Raw genomic sequence first — 15412 nt, forward strand, 5'->3', positions numbered from 1 at the left:
AAACCCCCTCGGGTCAGCGTGACGGCGATTCCCAGACCGGCAGCGCCGACGCATCCACGGCGCGCGGCAACAGGCCCTCGGCGCGGAAGGCGTCGGCGATGGTCTGCTGCTCCGCCAATCCCGCGCGGCTCACCGGCTCGACCCGGTAGGAGCGGCGGGCATTGGCCTGTTTGACGATCTCCGGCTCGATCTTCCAAAGGGCGCCCAGCCGCGTGGCGGCGGCGTCCGGGTTGGCTTTCACCCAAGTCCCGGCCTCGCGCAGCTTGGTGACGAGCAGGGTCAGCACGTCGGCGCGCTTTTCGGCGTAGGCGTCGGAGGCGAGATAGTAGCGCTTGTAGGCCGAGAGCCCGGTGCCGTCCCGCAGGATGCGTGCACCCGCCTGGATCTGCGCGGCGGAGAGGAACGGGTCCCACGCCACCCAGGCATCGACGCTGCCGCCGGAAAGCGCGCTGCGCCCGTCGGCCGGGGTGAGGTAGGCCGGAGTGATGCTCTTGAAGGGCAGTCCCTCCGCCTTCAGCGCGGCGAGCAGCAGGTAGTGGCTGCCGGCGCCCTTGGTGACCGCGACCTTGCGGCCCTTGAGGTCGGCCACCGTCTTCAGCGGGGAATCGCCCGGCACCAGGATCGCCTGCGCCTCCGGCGAGGCCGCCTCCTGCGCGATGTAGGTGATCTTGGCATTCGCCGCCTGCGCGAAGACCGGCACGGTGTCGGCGACGTCCGCCGAGACGTCGATGCGGCCGACATTCAGCGCCTCCATGATCGGCAGGCCGCTGGTGAATTCGTGCCAGGACACGGTGACGCCGAGCGGCTTCAGGGCCGTTTCCAGGGTCGCGTCCTCGCGCAGCAGCGAGATCAGCGCCGAGGAACGCTGGTAGCCGATGCGCAGGGTGGATTCCTCCGCCGCGGCCGGGTTGCGACCGAGGGCGAGACTCAGCGTCAGGCCGGCGAGGACGAGGCGGGCGGCGGACCGGCGGTTCATGAGGGCTTTTCGTTTTTTAGAGGACGCAAACGGGACGGACGCCTCCCCCCGCAAGGAGGGAGGACAGAGCTGCGGCGAGGGGCCGGTCGGGGAAGAGAAATCAGCTTCCGGGCTTGCGCACGGCGCCGGCGATGTCGACCGTCTTCGGCACCAGCTTGAGCCCGTGGAAGGTGTCGGCGATGCGCTGCTGCTCCTTCGTCACCGCCTCGTCGAGGGGGCGGATGCCGTAGGTCTGGCGTTTGAGGGCGATGCTCAGGATCGGCGCCGGGATGCCGACGGAGGGGCTCAGTTCCTTGGCCACCGCGTCGGTGTTGTCCTTGGCCCAGGCATCGACCTCGGCCACCGCCGCGACGATGGCGTCGAGCGCCGGGCCGTTCTCGGCGGCGAAGGACTTGGAGGAGAGATAGAACTGGTGGTTCGGCACGAGGCCGGTGCCGTCGGCCAGCACCCGGGCGTTGCCGCCGGCTTCGGCCGCCGCGAAGTACGGGTCCCAGATCACCCAGGCATCGACCGCGCCGCGCTCGAACGCCGCCCGCGCATCGGCGGGCGCGAGGTAGACCGGGGTGATATCGGCGAGCGTCAGGCCCGCCGCCTCGATGGCGCGCACCAGCAGGTAGTGGACGTTCGAGCCCTTGTTCAGCGCGACCTTTTTTCCGCGCAGATCGGCCACCGATTGCACGGCACTGGATTTCGGAACCAGGATCGCCTCGCCCTTCGGCGCGGCGGGCTCGTGGGCGACGTAAGCGAGCACGTCGCTCGCGGCCTGGGCGAAAATCGGCGGGGTCTCGCCCGCCGAACCGAAATCGACCGCACCCGCATTCAGCGCTTCCATCAGCGGCGGGCCAGAGGGAAACTCCGACCACTGCACCCGGTAGCCCAGCGCCTTCAGCTTCGGCTCCAGGCTGCCGCGGCCCTTGAGCAAGACCAGCGTGCCGTATTTCTGGTAGCCGATCCGCACCGTGCGCTCCTGCGCGTGTGCCGCCAGCGTCAGGCTGACGAAGATCAACGCGGCCAGCGCCAGCCACAGGCGCGGCAGTAGCGAGGATGCGGGAACGGCGCGGGTGCGGGTAAGCATCGGACTAAAATTCCCCGATCAGTGGGCGCTGACGCGGCGGGTCGGCACGATGTCGTTGGCGATGACCTCGCCGAACGGACCGTTGTTGCGGGCCGTGCTCGGCGCCGTGCCGGTGGTGGCGCGCAGGGGGAGCTTGGGGAAGACCAGTTCGGCGAAGCGGTAGGCCTCCTCCAGATGCGGGTAGCCGGAGAGGATGAAGCGGTCGATGCCGAGATCGATGTACTCCTTCATCCGGTCGGCGACCTGATCGGCCGAGCCCACCAGAGCCGTGCCCGCCCCGCCGCGCACGAGGCCGACGCCGGCCCAGAGGTTGGGCGAGACCACGAGCTTGTTCCGGTCGCCGCCGTGCAGCGCCATCATCCGGCTCTGACCGACGGAATCCTGGCGCTTCAGGGTCGCCTGCGCCTGGGCGATGGTGGCGTCGTCGAGCCGCGAGATCAGCCGGTCCGCCGCCTCCCAGGCCTCGCTCTCGGTCTCGCGCACGATGACGTGCAGGCGGATGCCGTAAGAGAAGGTTTTGCCCTTTTTCTCGGCGGCCTCGCGCGCCTTGGCGATCTTTTCCGCGACACCGGCCGGGGGCTCGCCCCAGGTGAGGTAGACCTCGCAATGCTCGGCCGCGACCTCGATGCCGGCGGGCGAGGAGCCGCCGAAATAGAGCGGCGGATAGGGCGCCTGCACGGGGCGGAAGATCACCCGGCCGTTCTCGGAGCGCAGGTGCTTGCCCTCGAAGTTCACCGTCTCGCCGGCCATCAGCCCGCGCCAGATGTGGAGGAACTCGTCGGTGACGACGTAGCGCTCGTCGTGGTCGAGGAAGACGCCGTCGCCCTTGAGCTCGACGGGATCACCCCCGGTGACGACGTTGATGAGCAGGCGCCCGTCGGAGATCCGGTCCAGCGTCGCGGCCATGCGCGCGGCCATCGACGGCTCCTGCAGGCCGGGGCGCACGGCGACGAGGAAGCGCAGGCGCTGCGTCAGTGGGGCGAGCGCCGAGGCGACGACCCAGGAATCCTCGCAGGAGCGCCCGGTCGGCAGCAGCACGCCGTAATAGCCGAGGTCGTCCGCGGCCTGGGCGATCTGACGGAGATAGGGCAGCGAGACGTCGCGGGCGCCTTCCGAGGCGCCGAGATAGCGGCCGTCGCCGTGGGTGGGCAGGAACCAGAGAACGTCGGTCTTGCCGTCGGTCTGGATGGTCATGGAATACGCTCCGAATATCGCAAGAAAGTCAGGCGCGGTGGCCGAGAAGCCGGTCGAGGATGCGGCCTTCGAGTTCGGCGAGCGCCGGGTCGCCGCGGCGGCGCGGGCGCGGCACATCGACCGCAACGTCGAGGGCGATGGCGCCCTCCTCGACCACGAGGATGCGGTCGGCCATCGCCACCGCCTCGCCGACATCGTGGGTGACGAGGATCGCGGTGAAGCCCTGGGCCTCCCAGATCCGCTCGATCATCGCCTGCATCTCGATGCGGGTGAGCGCGTCGAGCGCGCCCAGCGGCTCGTCGAGCGCCAGCAGCGCCGGGCGGCTCACCAGGGCGCGGGCGAGCGCCACCCGCTGGCGCTGGCCGCCGGACAGGGTCGCGGGCCAGTTGCCGGCTTTCTCCGCCAGCCCGACCTCGTCGAGGACGGCGAGGGCCCGCTTGCGCCGCTCGGCACGGCCGATCTCGCGGCCGAGCCCGACCGCGACGTTGTCGGCGACGCGTGCCCAGGGCAGCAGCCGCGGCTCCTGGAACATGATTTTCTTGGATTGGGCTGTGCCGTTTCCGGCACCGCCGTTGACGGTGACGCGGCCGGCGCTCGGCTCCTCAAGACCGAGGATGAGCCGCAGCAGGGTGCTCTTGCCGCAGCCGGAGCGGCCGACCACGGCGACGAACTGGCCAGCGGGGATGTGGAGGTCGAGGCCGCGGATGACCGGGGCGCCCCCGTCGAAGCTTTTCGCGAGGCCGCGCAGGGTGATGGCGAGGCCGGCGTCGTGAGGGCGCGCGGCGGCATCCTCGACGCGCAGGGCAGTGGCAGCGGACATGGAACTCACTCGCGGAAGAAAGGCGCGCGGAAAGAATGATCAGGCGTTGCGGTAGGCCGGGTTCCAGGAGAGGCAGGTGCGCTCGAGCGCCCGGGTCAGGCTGTCGGCGATCTTGCCCAGCCCGGCGTAGATCAGGATCGCCAGCACCACGACATCGACCAGCATGAACTCGCGGGCCTGCATCGCCATGTAGCCGAGGCCGGAATTGGCCGAGATTGTCTCGGCGACGATCAGCGTCAGCCACATGATGCCGAGCGCGTAGCGCACGCCGACGAAGATCGAGGGCAGCGCGCCGGGCAGCACCACGCGCCAGAACAGCTCGCGCCGGTTCATGCCGTAGACCCGACCCATCTCGATGAGCTGCGGATCGACCGAGCGGATGCCGTGCAGGGTGTTGGCGTAGACGGGGAAGAACACGCCGAGCGCCACGAGGAAGAGCTTGGCCCCCTCGTCGATGCCGAACCACAGGATCACCAGCGGGATCAGCGACAGGTGCGGAATGTTGCGCACCATCTGGAGCGTGGTGTCGGTGAGCTTTTCCGAGAGGTTCGAGAGGCCGTTGGCGAGCCCGAAGCTCAGCCCGATGCCGCCGCCGATGAGGAAGCCGGCGGCCGCACGGGCGAAGCTGACCCACAGGTTCTCCCAGAGTTCGCCGGTCTGGGCGAGGCGCCAGCCCGCGGCGGCCACGTCGAGGGGCGCGGGCATGAAGCGCGTCGAGACGAGCCCGAACGAGGCCGCCGCCTGCCAGCCGGCCAGAACGAGGGTCGGCAGCAGCCAGGGCAGCAGCTTACCCGTCGGTAGCCGCAGGGGCTTGCGTTGAAGCGGCGCGGCGGCCTTGGCGCGGCTTGCGCGGCCAGGGAGCGATCGGATCGCGGCGGAATCGGCCATGGTTCGGCTCATCCGTTGTTCTGAGTCTTGTTGGCGGTCGCGGGCGGCGTCCAGACGATGTCGGAGACGCGCACGGAGCGGGGGATCACGCCGATGGCGTGGAAGCGATCGGCGATGCGCTGCTGCTCGGCGATCACCGCCGCATCCATCGGCGCGATGACGAAGCGGATGCGGTCCACCGCGCGGCGCGTGGCGGCGAGCGGCACGCCGGTGATCTTCGACAGGCTCGCCGCGACGCTGGGGCGGTTGCCCTCGCACCAGACCGCGACTTCGCCGAGCGCGGCGATGGCTGCCTTCAGCACCTCGGGCCGCTCCTCGGCGAAGCCCTTGTTGGCGAGGAAGAAGTTGTTGGTCGGCGTGATGTCCGAGGCCTGGACGAGAATGCGTGCGCCCTGCCCTTCCTCGGCGATGGCGAAGTAGGGATCCCACACCGTCCAGGCGTCGATCGTGCCGCCGGCAAAGGCCGCGGCGCCGTCGGCCGGCGCCAGCAGGACGGGGGTGATGTCGCGGTAGGACAGGCCCGCCTTCTCCAGCGCCGCGACGGTGAAGTTATGCGCGCTCGAGCCCTTGGCGAAGGCGACGCGCTTGCCCTTGAGGTCGGCCAGCGTGGCGACCGACGAGCCCTTCGGCAGCAGGATCGCCGAGCCTGAGCCGCCTTTGGGCTGGGCCGCCGCGTAGACGAGGTTCGCGCCCGCGGCCTGGGCGAAGATCGGCGGCGCGTCGCCGGTCTGGCCGAAATCGATCGCGCCGAGATTCAGCGCTTCGAGCAGCGGCGGGCCGAACGAGAACTCGACCCAGCGCACGCTCACGCCCTGCGGCTTCAGCGCGGCCTCGATCGCGGCCTGCTCGCGGGCGACCGCGAGGATGCCGTTCTTCTGGTAGCCGATGCGCAGCACGCCCGGCTCGCTTGCGCGGGCGAGGCGGAGCGGAAGCGCGGTGCCGGCCAAGGCGAGGCCGGCCGCGAGGAGGCGGCGGCGGTCGAGTGTCGTCATCTCAGCGCGCCGCGGCCGTCGCCAACGGCGCCGCGGCAGCCTGCGCGACGTCGAGGAGCCGGGCGAGTTCCGCGGCGGCCTGCGCCACGCGGGCACGGACGATCTCGTCGGCGACCCGGCCCTCGGCGATTTCGGTGTCGCCGGCATAGACGGCGGTCGGCGTGGTCTGCGCCGAGAAGAAACCGAAGAGCGGGCGCAGGGAGTGCTCGACCACCAGCGCGTGGCGCGGCCCGCCGCCGGTCGCGGTGAGCACCACCGGCTTGCCGATCAGCGCCTCGGGGGCGACGAAGTCGATCAGGTGCTTGAACAGCCCCGCATAGCTGCCCTTGTAGACCGGCGAGCCGATGATCAGCGCGTCGGCCGTCTCGATCGCCTCCACGATCCGCGCCGCCGGCAGCGGCAGGGCCGAACGGCTCGCGACCGCGATGCCGGTGCCGGCATCGACGAGATCGTAGACCTTCAGGTCGATCGGGCGCTGGCGCGACAACTCGGCGGCCACCGCCTCGACCAGGGTGCGGGTGCGGGAGGGGCGGTGCGTGTTGCCGGAGAAGGCAACGATCCGTGCGGGCATCGCGAATGATCCGAGGCAGGACCGCGGCCATGGAAGAACGGGGCCAGAAACCTCCTGGAGGAGTGTCTCAAGCCTCAAATCTTCGAAGGGCAGCGGAGCGTTGTTGGGACGTTGTTGTCCTGAAATTTAAAGACTTGGGGTGGGGCAAATCAACGGATTGTTTTTGCGTTGTTTTTCTGGCGCGGAGGACAGTTCTCTCGCTTCGCGCGGAAAGGCAGAGAGATTCTTTTTGCCCTCGTCCGCAGCCTGAGGCGCTCCGAGAGGGCATCGGGCGGAGCCCTCACGCGCGATCGTTCTGACGTGAGTGCAGGTCTGCCTCCCGGTCATGCGCCTGTCGCGTCCGCCCGAGATGACCATGTTGCGGCGCTCGTATTGCAGCGCAACACACGCGCTGCCCGGAGCATTCTGCATGGCATCCCTGCCGATCCTCGCGCTCGCCGTCGCCTCCTTCGGCATCGGCACCACCGAGTTCGTCATCATGGGCCTTCTGCCGGAGATGGCGCGCGACTTCGACGTCACGATCCCGCAGGCGGGCCACCTCGTGTCCGGCTACGCGCTCGGTGTGGTGATCGGCGCGCCGCTCGTGGCGATGGCAACCGCGCACCTGCCGCGCAAAGCGGCCCTGCTCGCCCTGATGGCGGTGTTCACCCTTGGCAACCTCGCCTGTGCCCTGGCGCCGAGCTACGCATGGCTGATGGCCGCGCGGGTCGCCACCGCCTTCGCCCACGGCGCCTTCTTCGGCATCGGCGCCATCGTCGCGCGCAACCTCGTGCCGCGGGAGAAGCGCACGCAGGCCGTCTCGCTGATGTTCGCCGGACTGACGCTCGCCAACGTTCTCGGTGTGCCGCTCGGAACCGCGCTCGGACAGGCCTTCGGTTGGCGCTCGACCTTCTGGGCGGTGGTCGGCATCGGGCTCGTGGCGGGGGCGGCGATCGCGCTCGCCCTGCCCGGCGGAATGCCCGGCACGCGGGGCGGTCTCGGACGGGAATTCCGGGCGCTCGGGCGCTGGCCGGTGCTGCGGCCGATGCTGGTCTCGACCCTGTCCTCGGTGAGCTTCTTCACCGTCTTCACCTACATCGCGCCGTTCCTGCTCACCGTGACGCATCTGACGCCCGGCGGCGTGACCGGGGCGCTGTTCGCGGCCGGTGTCGGCCTCACGATCGGCAATCTCGCCGGCGGCTGGCTCGCCGACCGCAGCCTGATGCGCACGGTGCTCGGCAGCTTTGCCGCCCTCATCGCGGTGCTCGTCGTATTCCCGCTGGTCGCGCCCTTCACCTGGCCGGCGCTGGCGGTGCTGGTGCTGTGGAGCGGGCTCGCCTTCGCCCTGGTCTCGCCGCTTCAGGTCTGGGTGCTGGAGGCGGCCAGCGACGCCCCGAACCTCGCCTCGACCCTGAACCAGGGGGCGTTCAATCTCGGCAACGCGCTTGGCGCTTGGCTCGGCGGTACGGCGCTGACGCTGGGCGTGGGTTACGCTGAGTTGCCGGCCCTGGCGGCCGTCGTCTCCCTTCTGGGCCTTGGACTTGCCGCCACAGGGGCCGCGCGGTCCCTGTGGCCGTCCCTGGCGGCAAGCCAGGGACGGTCGTGACTCAGGTCACATCGGCGGGGTGAGGCCGTCCTTGCCCACCGCGACGAGCTTGCCTTCGAGCTTGCCGCCGTCCTTGGCCGCGACCACGAAGATCTTGGCGCCCGGCGTCAGGATCGACTTGTCGGCGGGGTCGAAGGCGACGATCGGCGCTTTGGGCGGCACCACGATCGTCTTCGAGCCGTCCTTGTCGTAGGTCACGGTCAGCGTGCGCTCGCCGCCGCTTCCGGCATTGCTGCTGGCCACGGTGGCGTTGGTCATCGAGCTCTTGACCTTCGGCGCGCCGCCCGCGCTGGCGCCGCCGGCCTTCACGGTGCCGTTGGTCATGGAGCTCTTCACCACCGGCCCGCCGCCCGCCGTGTGGTCGGGGATCGCGTCCCAGCCGTAATGGCCCTCGGCCGTGCCGCGCATGGATTCGGGGAACAGCACCACTTCGAGGGCCGTCATCGGGTTCTCGCCCTTGGTGGCGGTGCCGATGAAAGTGCCGTCCTTGATCTGGTCCAGGCTCGACTTCACCACCCAGGCGAACTTGGCGCCGCCGACCTGCACCGTCTCGGACGTGCCGTCGGTGGTCTTGATCGTGACCGTGCCGGCGTCGCTTTTCTCGATCGTGCCGCGCACCCGCTGAAGCTCGGCCGCCTGGGCGGCACCCGCCAGCGTCGTCAGGGCGGCGACCGCCAGGGCGGTCCGCATCGTCTGGAACATGAGGTTTTCTCCGTTTGAGATCGGAGAAGAGTGGCGCGGGGCCGGAGGCTTTCAAGATTGCGCGCAAAATGGTGATGCGCAATCTTGCTGGTCTTCTCCTCAGGCGCTGACCGCGACCACGAGGCCTGCCGGGTCCGGACGACGCGCGATCAGTCCTCGCTCAATCCTCAATCCCTTGCGCCCGACGCCGGGCGGCGCGGATCTTCTCCATGCGCGAGACCGAGAACACCGAGGCCTCGTAGAGAAGCAGCATCGGGATCGCGAGCGAGAGCTGCGAGATCACGTCCGGCGGCGTCAGCACGGCGGCGGCTACGAAGACCAGCACGATGGCGTAGCGCCGCTTTTCCCGCAGGAAGGCCGCGTCGATCACGCCGATCTGACCGAGAAGCGTGAGGATCACCGGCATCTGGAACGCGAGCCCGAAGGCGAAGATCAGCGTCATGATCAGCGAGAGATACTCGTCGACCTTCGGCAGGAGCTTGATCGTCGCCTCGCCCGGCTGCCCGATCTGCTGCAGCGAGACCGAGAACTGGATCAGCAGCGGCATCGCCAGGAAGAAGACGACGAGCGCGCCGAGCAGGAAGAAGATCGGCGTCGCGACGAGATAGGGCAGGAAGGCCTGGCGCTCGTTGCGGTAGAGGCCCGGCGCGACGAAGGCGTAGACCTGGGTGGCGATGACGGGGAAGGCCAGGAAGCCCGCGCCGAACACGCTGAGTTTGATGTTGGTGAAGACCTGTTCGAGGAAGTGGGTCGCGATCAGCTCGGCATTCTGCGCCCCCACGATCGAGACGTAGGGATAGACGAGGATGTTATAGATCTGTTTCGAGAAGAAGAAGCAGCCGAAGAACATCACGATGAACGCGATCAGCGACTTGATCAGTCGCGAGCGCAGTTCGATCAGGTGCTCCAGAAGGGGTGCCCGCGAGGCCTCGATCTCGGCCTCATCGCGCTCGTCGCTCATGGAGTCGGGCCTGTCTCGGGCTTGGTGCCGGGGGGGGTGGAAGAGGTCTCGACGGCGGCGTGTGCCGGAGCCCCGTGCATCTGGTCGGCCTGCTGGCCGGGCGTCGGGCGCGGCACGTCGAAGCTGCCCGTCTCTTTCGCGCCGGCATCCTTGCTGCCGGAGCCGGGACGGCCCTCGACCGCGCTGCGGATCTCGTTGCGGATGGTGTCGACGGGGTTGAAGGTCGGCCGCGCGGAATCGACGGTGCGCTTGACGCCCTCGACGTCGCGGCGGACCTCTTCCAGCTCCGCCTCGCGGATCGCTTCGTTGAACTGCGACTGGAACTCGCCGGCCATGCGCCGGACCTTGGTGGTGATCTGGCCCAGCGTGCGCAGGGCCTTCGGCAGATCCTTCGGCCCGATGACGATCAGGGCGACGCCGCCGATCAGCATCACCTCGCCCCAGCTCATGTCCAGCATTGCGTCGTCCGTCCCGCGGGGCCGCGCCTGTCGAGGACGGGCGTGCGGCCCGCGCTATCCTGCCCGGAGCCGATCTTCAACCGTGCCCGAAAGCCGTTGCAGCCCTTACGCGCCCCTTTGCACGCCCCGTGTCGAGCCCGTCGGTCAGACGGCCTTGTGGTCGCCGGCCGGCACGTGTGGCTGAACATGCGGCGGCTGCGGGGCGGTGCCCGGCGCGCCCTGGTGCGGCAGCGTGCGGACCGGATCGTTCGGGCCCACCGGCGGCACGCTCGTCGCCGTATTCGGTTGGGTCTCGTCGTCGGCCATGCCCTTCTTGAAGGCCTTGATGCCCTTGGCGACGTCGCCCATCAGCTCCGACACCTTGCCGCGGCCGAACAGCAGCATGACGACGACCGCCACGATGACCCAGTGCCAGACACTCATGCTGCCCATGGCAACCTCCTACACCGCCCCAACTCCGGCGGCGCCTCCACTTGAATTGGGGCGAACCTAGGGATCGAGTGGCGCGAACACAAGCAGTGCAAGGCGCACAAGCGGGCAAAGGCTGCGCAGCCCTTGCCCTTCTTTGTCGCACTCCGCCTCGTTGCCGGGCGCGTCGAAGGACCAGCGGGCGCGAAGAGCGCCCGGCGGAGCGGGCCTCGGCTATGCCGGGGCGGCGGCCGGCGTTCGAGGCTGGAAAAGCGGCGGCGTGACCGCTGTTACGCGACCGTGCCGAAGGCCGCCTCGAAGCGGGCGCGCGCCTCGTCCACATCGATGGCGTCCGGAGGCGTGAGACGGGCAAGCGCGGCCTCGGCCCGGCGTGCGTCCTCCCCCGCCAGATCGGACGCGGCTTCGGCGACGGCGCGCATCTCGTCCATGCGTCCGTTGCAATGGAGAACCACATCGATGCCAGCGCGGTAGGCGGCTTGCGCCCGCTCGCGGAACGGGCCCTGGAGCGCGTGCATCGACAGGTCGTCGGTCATCAGGAGGCCGTCGAAGCCGATCTCGCCGCGCACGATCTCGCGGATGACGCGCTCCGACAGGGTGGCGGGCCGCTCGGGATCGAGGGCGGTGAACACCACATGCGCGCTCATGGCGAGCGGCAGGTCGGCCAGCGCCCGGAACGGGCGGAAGTCGCTCTCGCCCAGACTCACGCGGTCGGCCTCGACCACGGGCAGGTCGAGATGGCTGTCGCAGGTCGCCCGGCCATGACCGGGAATGTGCTTGATGACCGGAAGCACGCCGCCCGCCATCAACCCCTCGGCGACGGCGCGGCCGAGTTCGATCACCCGCTCCGGCGTGTCGCCGTAGGCCCGGTCGCCGATGATGTTGTCCGAGCCCGCGACGGGGACATCGAGCATCGGTGCGCAATCGACGTTGATGCCGACTGAGGCGAGGTCGTGCGCCATCAGCCGGGCGCCGAGCCGGGCCATCGCCGCGGCGTCGTCACCGAGGGCGCCGAAGCGGCCGCCCGCGGGATATTTCGGCCAGTGCGGCGGGCCCATGCGCTGCACCCGCCCGCCCTCTTGATCGATCAGGATCGGCGCATCCGTCCGCCCGACCGTCTCGCGCAGGGCGGCGGTCAGGGCGCGCACCTCGTCCGGCGTGCCGATGTTGCGCTTGAACAGAATGAAGCCCCAGGGCCGCAGATCGCGGAAGAAGGCGGCCTCCTCGGGCGTCAGCGACGTGCCGGAACAGCCGAGGATGACGGCGCGGGGCGTGCTGGCGGAGGTCATGCTGGCTGAGGTCATGGGGCCGGCGTTCCTCGGATGGGGCGAAACGGGCGCGAGGGATTGCTGCAATCGCGGGGGCCGAGCACGGATTCGATCCCCCCTCACGCCCTCATCCTGAGGTGGCCGCTGACGCGGGCACCTCAGGATGAGGGGTCGGATGGGATGCTCGGAATCGAACCGGCTCCGGAGACGTGCCGGAGCCGGACAATGGCAAGCGCGGTTTCAGCCTAGTTTTTGGCGACGAAGCACTGGCCGCCCGCGCCCTGCAGCGCGCTGCACAGGCTGGAGGGCCTCGTTCTTGGCGAGCGGCCCGACGCGGACGCGGAACAGCGTCTTGCCGTTCACCTCCGCCTGCCGGATCAGCTCGGGCTTGCCGGAGAGCTGGCTGTACTTGCCCTGCATCTCGCGGAAGGCGGCCCGCGCCTCGCTCTCGCTGCCGCGCACGCCGAGCTGGACCGAGTAGCCGCTGACTGGCGCCGTGAGCGAGGCGGAGGCGGAGGCGGGGGCCGGCTCGGAGGTGCTGGCGGTGGTCTCGGGCGAGACGGAGGCGACGCGCTGCGGCGCCTTCGGGCGCGCGGCCGGCGGCTCCGCCGGTGCCTCGGCGACGGGCGTGGTCGCCGGCGCCGTGGCCAGGGTGCGCGACGCGGAGCGACGGGGCTCCGACGACGGGGTCGCGGTGCTCGCAGCGGTGTCGGGCATCGTCATGGTCGGGATCGCCGAGGCAGACGCCTGGGCAGTCTCGGCCGGGGGCGCCGGCGGCTGGTGGACCGGGGTGTCCGGCTTGACCGAGACGGTGCGCACCCGGCGCGGCTCGCCGAACGTGTCGGACAAGGTGCCGCCGGGGGTCGCCCCGCCCTGCCCCGGCTCGCCGCCATCGCTGCGGGCGGCCGCGGTGCGGGCGGCTTGGTTGACGTCGAGCGGCTGCTCTTCGCGGTTGACGATCTTGATCTGACCGTCCTTGGCGTTGCGGTCGTAGATCTGCTTGTTCTGGTCGGGAATCTCGACGCCGTCGGTCGCCGTCGGCTGCACCTTCAGCGGGGTCTTGTCGGCGAGCACGGTGATCGGGCCGCCGCTGCCGCCGCCATGGGTGCCGCGCCACGCCAGGGCACCGCCGACGCAGACGGCGACCACGGCGAGGCCGGCGCCGACCTGGACGAGGCGGTTGCGGCCGCGCGGACGGTCCGCAGACCGCGTCCGGTACGTCTCGTCGGCCTCGGCGAAGGCCGCCGGATCGGTCGTGCCGTCGGCGTACATGCCCTGCTCGACGGAGGCGAGATACTGGTCGAAGGCGTCCGCTGGGCTCTGGGACTGACCCTGCATGTCGGCATGCGCCTGAGTCCGGGCCGGGTCGTGGGCGGGTTCGTCCACGAAGGTCGGCTCGACGCGGGCCGGACGGCCCGTCTCCGACGCGCGCGTCACCGGAGCCGCCTCCTGGGCGGCACCCTTCTCCCGCGCTTCCAGCAGGGCGCGGAAGGGATCGTCCTGCCCGACGATGCGGGCAAGCTCGGCGAGCGGGTCGCCCTTGGGTGCGCCCTTGGGGGCGGCCTGCGGCGCCTTCGCCCGGATCGCCTCCTGCGACGTCTGACGCAGCTCGCGCTCGAAGGCATCGAAGTCGACCGTCGCGCGCGAAGCGTGTCCCGTCATGGCTTCATCCTCTCAACAACCGTCCTCGGTCACCGCATCTCGTTGGGTGCGGAGACGCCCAAAACCGCGAGGCCGGAGGCGAGAACGCCGCCCAAAGCCTCGACGAGGGCTAAGCGAGCCCGGGTGGAGTTTCTGTCGGTTGGATTAACAATCCGTAATTGCGGCAAGTCTTTGCCCTTATTCCAGAAACTATGAAGCGAACTTGCCGTTTCATAGAGGTAGAACGCAATTCGGTGCGGTTCGTGCGCCGCCGCCGCTGATTCGAGCACCCGCGGATACTGGGCAATCAGGCGCATCATCTCGATCTCGCCGGGATCGGTGAGCACCGACAGGTCCGCGTCGGCCAGCAGCGCCGCGGGCGAAAAATCCTCGCCGGGCAGCGCTTCGCGGGCTTGGCGCAGCACCGAGAAGCGGCGGGCGTGGCCGTACTGCACGTAGAAGACCGGGTTGTCCTTCGACTGCTCCACCACCTTGGCGAGGTCGAAATCCAGCGTCGCGTCGTTCTTGCGGTAGAGCATCATGAAGCGGATCGCGTCGCGACCGACTTCGTCGATGACGTCGCGCAGGGTCACGAACTCGCCCGCGCGCTTCGACATCTTCACCGGCTCGCCTGCGCGTAAGAGCCGCACGAGCTGACAGAGCTTGACGTCGAGCCGGGCCTGCCCGTCGCTGACCGCCTTCACCGCCGCCTGCATCCGCTTGACGTAGCCACCATGGTCGGCGCCGAGCACGTCGATGAGTTCGTTGGCGCCGCGCAGCCACTTGTCGCGGTGATAGGCGATGTCGGAGGCGAAATAGGTGAAGGAGCCGTCGGACTTCAGCAGCGCTCGGTCCACGTCGTCGCCGAACTGGCTCGAGCGAAACAGGGTCTGCTCCCGGTCCTCCCAATCGTCGGGCAACTGGCCCTTGGGCGGCGGCAGGCGCCCCTCGTAGACGAGGCCCTTCTGCCGCAGCGCGTCGAGCAGCTCCGCGACCTTGCCGCCGTTCTCGCCTTGGAGCGTGGCTTCCGAGAAGAACACGTCGTGGCGGATGCCGATCGCCGCGAGATCCTCACGGATCATCGCCATCATCGCGTCGATGGCGAAGCGGCGCACCTGCGGCAGCCATTCGTGCTCGGGCCGGTCGAGGAGCGCCCGGCCGTGCGTTTTCCGCCAGCCTCATCCCCACCGGCTTGAGGTAGTCGCCGGGATAGAGTCCCTCGGGGATGGTGATCGTCTCGCCCAGCGCCTCGCGGTAGCGCAGATAGGCGGAGCGGGCGAGCACATCGACCTGCGCGCCGGCATCGTTGATGTAGTACTCGCGCGTCACCGGCCGGCCGGCGGCGGCGAGCAGGTTCGCGAGCGCATCGCCGAACACCGCGCCCCGCCCATGGCCGACATGCATCGGCCCGGTGGGGTTGGCCGAGACATACTCGATGTTGACCGGGCCGCCCGGCATTTGTCCGCGCCCGAAATTCTCGCCCTCGCTGAGCGCGGCACGGATCACATCCTGAAAAACCTCCGGTGCGAGCCGCAGGTTGATGAAGCCGGGGCCCGCCACGCTCGCCTCGACGATGCGGGGATCGGCGCGCAGTTCTTCGGCCAGCGCCTCGCCGAGCGCCTTCGGGTTCTGCTTGGCCTCCTTGGCCAGCACCAGGGCAGCGTTGGTGGCGAGATCGCCGTGCGAGGCGTCGCGCGGCGGCTCGACCACGACGCGCGACAGGTCGAGCCCCTCGGGCAGCCGGCCGGAGCGGGTGAGGGATTCGAGCGCCTCGCGCACGCGCGTCTCGAAGAGGGCGAAGATGTTCATGAGGCTCAGTGTTCGTCGTTACCGCGTGCCGGCCCACCCGCGCGTC

Annotated in this window: 13 protein-coding genes and 2 pseudogenes; 1 reads left to right on the forward strand and 14 read right to left on the reverse strand. The window is 69.9% G+C overall.

The window, feature by feature from the left end; genetic code table 11:
* Positions 1 to 13: 13 nt before the first annotated feature.
* The 7 genes from M2437_RS16230 to msuE all read right to left on the reverse strand — a co-directional run bounded on the left by M2437_RS16230 (position 14) and on the right by msuE (position 6516).
* Positions 14 to 976 (reverse strand): aliphatic sulfonate ABC transporter substrate-binding protein, encoded by a 963-nt coding sequence (locus tag M2437_RS16230; protein ID WP_253388056.1) that lies wholly within the window; start codon positions 974 to 976, stop codon positions 14 to 16.
* A gap of 100 nt (positions 977 to 1076) precedes the next feature.
* Positions 1077 to 2051, reverse strand: a complete 975-nt coding sequence (locus M2437_RS16235) for a sulfonate ABC transporter substrate-binding protein (protein WP_182570041.1) — start codon at positions 2049 to 2051, stop codon at positions 1077 to 1079.
* 18 nt (positions 2052 to 2069) lie between these two features.
* Entirely contained in the window at positions 2070 to 3245 is a 1176-nt protein-coding gene (ssuD, locus tag M2437_RS16240) for an FMNH2-dependent alkanesulfonate monooxygenase (RefSeq protein WP_015823572.1), read from the reverse strand.
* A 28-nt stretch (positions 3246 to 3273) separates the two neighbouring features.
* Positions 3274 to 4065: an ABC transporter ATP-binding protein gene (locus M2437_RS16245; protein WP_253388057.1), complete on the reverse strand. Its 792-nt coding sequence runs from the start codon at positions 4063 to 4065 to the stop codon at positions 3274 to 3276.
* Between the two features lie 39 nt (positions 4066 to 4104).
* Positions 4105 to 4953, reverse strand: a complete 849-nt coding sequence (locus M2437_RS16250; protein WP_041357969.1) for an ABC transporter permease subunit — start codon at positions 4951 to 4953, stop codon at positions 4105 to 4107.
* 8 nt (positions 4954 to 4961) lie between these two features.
* On the reverse strand, positions 4962 to 5945 hold the full coding sequence (locus M2437_RS16255) for an aliphatic sulfonate ABC transporter substrate-binding protein (protein ID WP_253388058.1): 984 nt from the start codon (positions 5943 to 5945) through the stop codon (positions 4962 to 4964).
* 1 nt (position 5946) lies between these two features.
* Positions 5947 to 6516, reverse strand: coding sequence for an FMN reductase (gene msuE / locus M2437_RS16260; protein WP_012254655.1), 570 nt, complete (start codon positions 6514 to 6516; stop codon positions 5947 to 5949).
* A gap of 409 nt (positions 6517 to 6925) precedes the next feature.
* On the opposite strand from msuE, the gene M2437_RS16265 reads away from it, so the two are divergent.
* Positions 6926 to 8101, forward strand: coding sequence for an MFS transporter (locus tag M2437_RS16265; RefSeq protein ID WP_003605998.1), 1176 nt, complete (start codon positions 6926 to 6928; stop codon positions 8099 to 8101).
* Positions 8102 to 8107: 6 nt separating this feature from the next.
* Here M2437_RS16265 and M2437_RS16270 read toward each other — a convergent pair whose 3' ends face one another.
* The 7 genes and pseudogenes from M2437_RS16270 to argS all read right to left on the reverse strand — a co-directional run bounded on the left by M2437_RS16270 (position 8108) and on the right by argS (position 15366).
* The gene (locus tag M2437_RS16270; RefSeq protein ID WP_253388059.1) at positions 8108 to 8803 is read right to left on the reverse strand and encodes a metal ABC transporter permease; all 696 of its coding nucleotides are present in this window, start codon (positions 8801 to 8803) and stop codon (positions 8108 to 8110) included.
* A 160-nt stretch (positions 8804 to 8963) separates the two neighbouring features.
* Positions 8964 to 9764, reverse strand: coding sequence for a twin-arginine translocase subunit TatC (gene tatC / locus M2437_RS16275; RefSeq protein WP_003605996.1), 801 nt, complete (start codon positions 9762 to 9764; stop codon positions 8964 to 8966).
* Positions 9761 to 10222 carry a Sec-independent protein translocase protein TatB gene (gene tatB / locus M2437_RS16280; protein WP_253388060.1) on the reverse strand — a complete coding sequence of 154 codons (462 nt, stop codon included), beginning with the start codon at positions 10220 to 10222 and terminating at the stop codon, positions 9761 to 9763. The genes tatC and tatB overlap by 4 nt, the downstream gene beginning before the upstream one ends.
* 144 nt (positions 10223 to 10366) lie before the next feature.
* A complete protein-coding gene (locus tag M2437_RS16285) occupies positions 10367 to 10654 on the reverse strand; it encodes a twin-arginine translocase TatA/TatE family subunit (protein ID WP_012254652.1) in 288 nt (95 codons plus the stop codon).
* Positions 10655 to 10920: 266 nt separating this feature from the next.
* A complete protein-coding gene (gene nagZ / locus M2437_RS16290) occupies positions 10921 to 11952 on the reverse strand; it encodes a beta-N-acetylhexosaminidase (protein WP_253388061.1) in 1032 nt (343 codons plus the stop codon).
* Between the two features lie 209 nt (positions 11953 to 12161).
* Positions 12162 to 13578, reverse strand: a pseudogene (locus M2437_RS16295) (SPOR domain-containing protein).
* Positions 13579 to 13607: 29 nt separating this feature from the next.
* Positions 13608 to 15366: pseudogene (argS, locus tag M2437_RS16300) on the reverse strand (arginine--tRNA ligase).
* Positions 15367 to 15412 lie beyond the last annotated feature (46 nt).

This window comes from Methylorubrum pseudosasae (assembly GCF_029504475.1).
In the GTDB taxonomy this organism is placed as follows: domain Bacteria; phylum Pseudomonadota; class Alphaproteobacteria; order Rhizobiales; family Beijerinckiaceae; genus Methylobacterium; species Methylobacterium extorquens.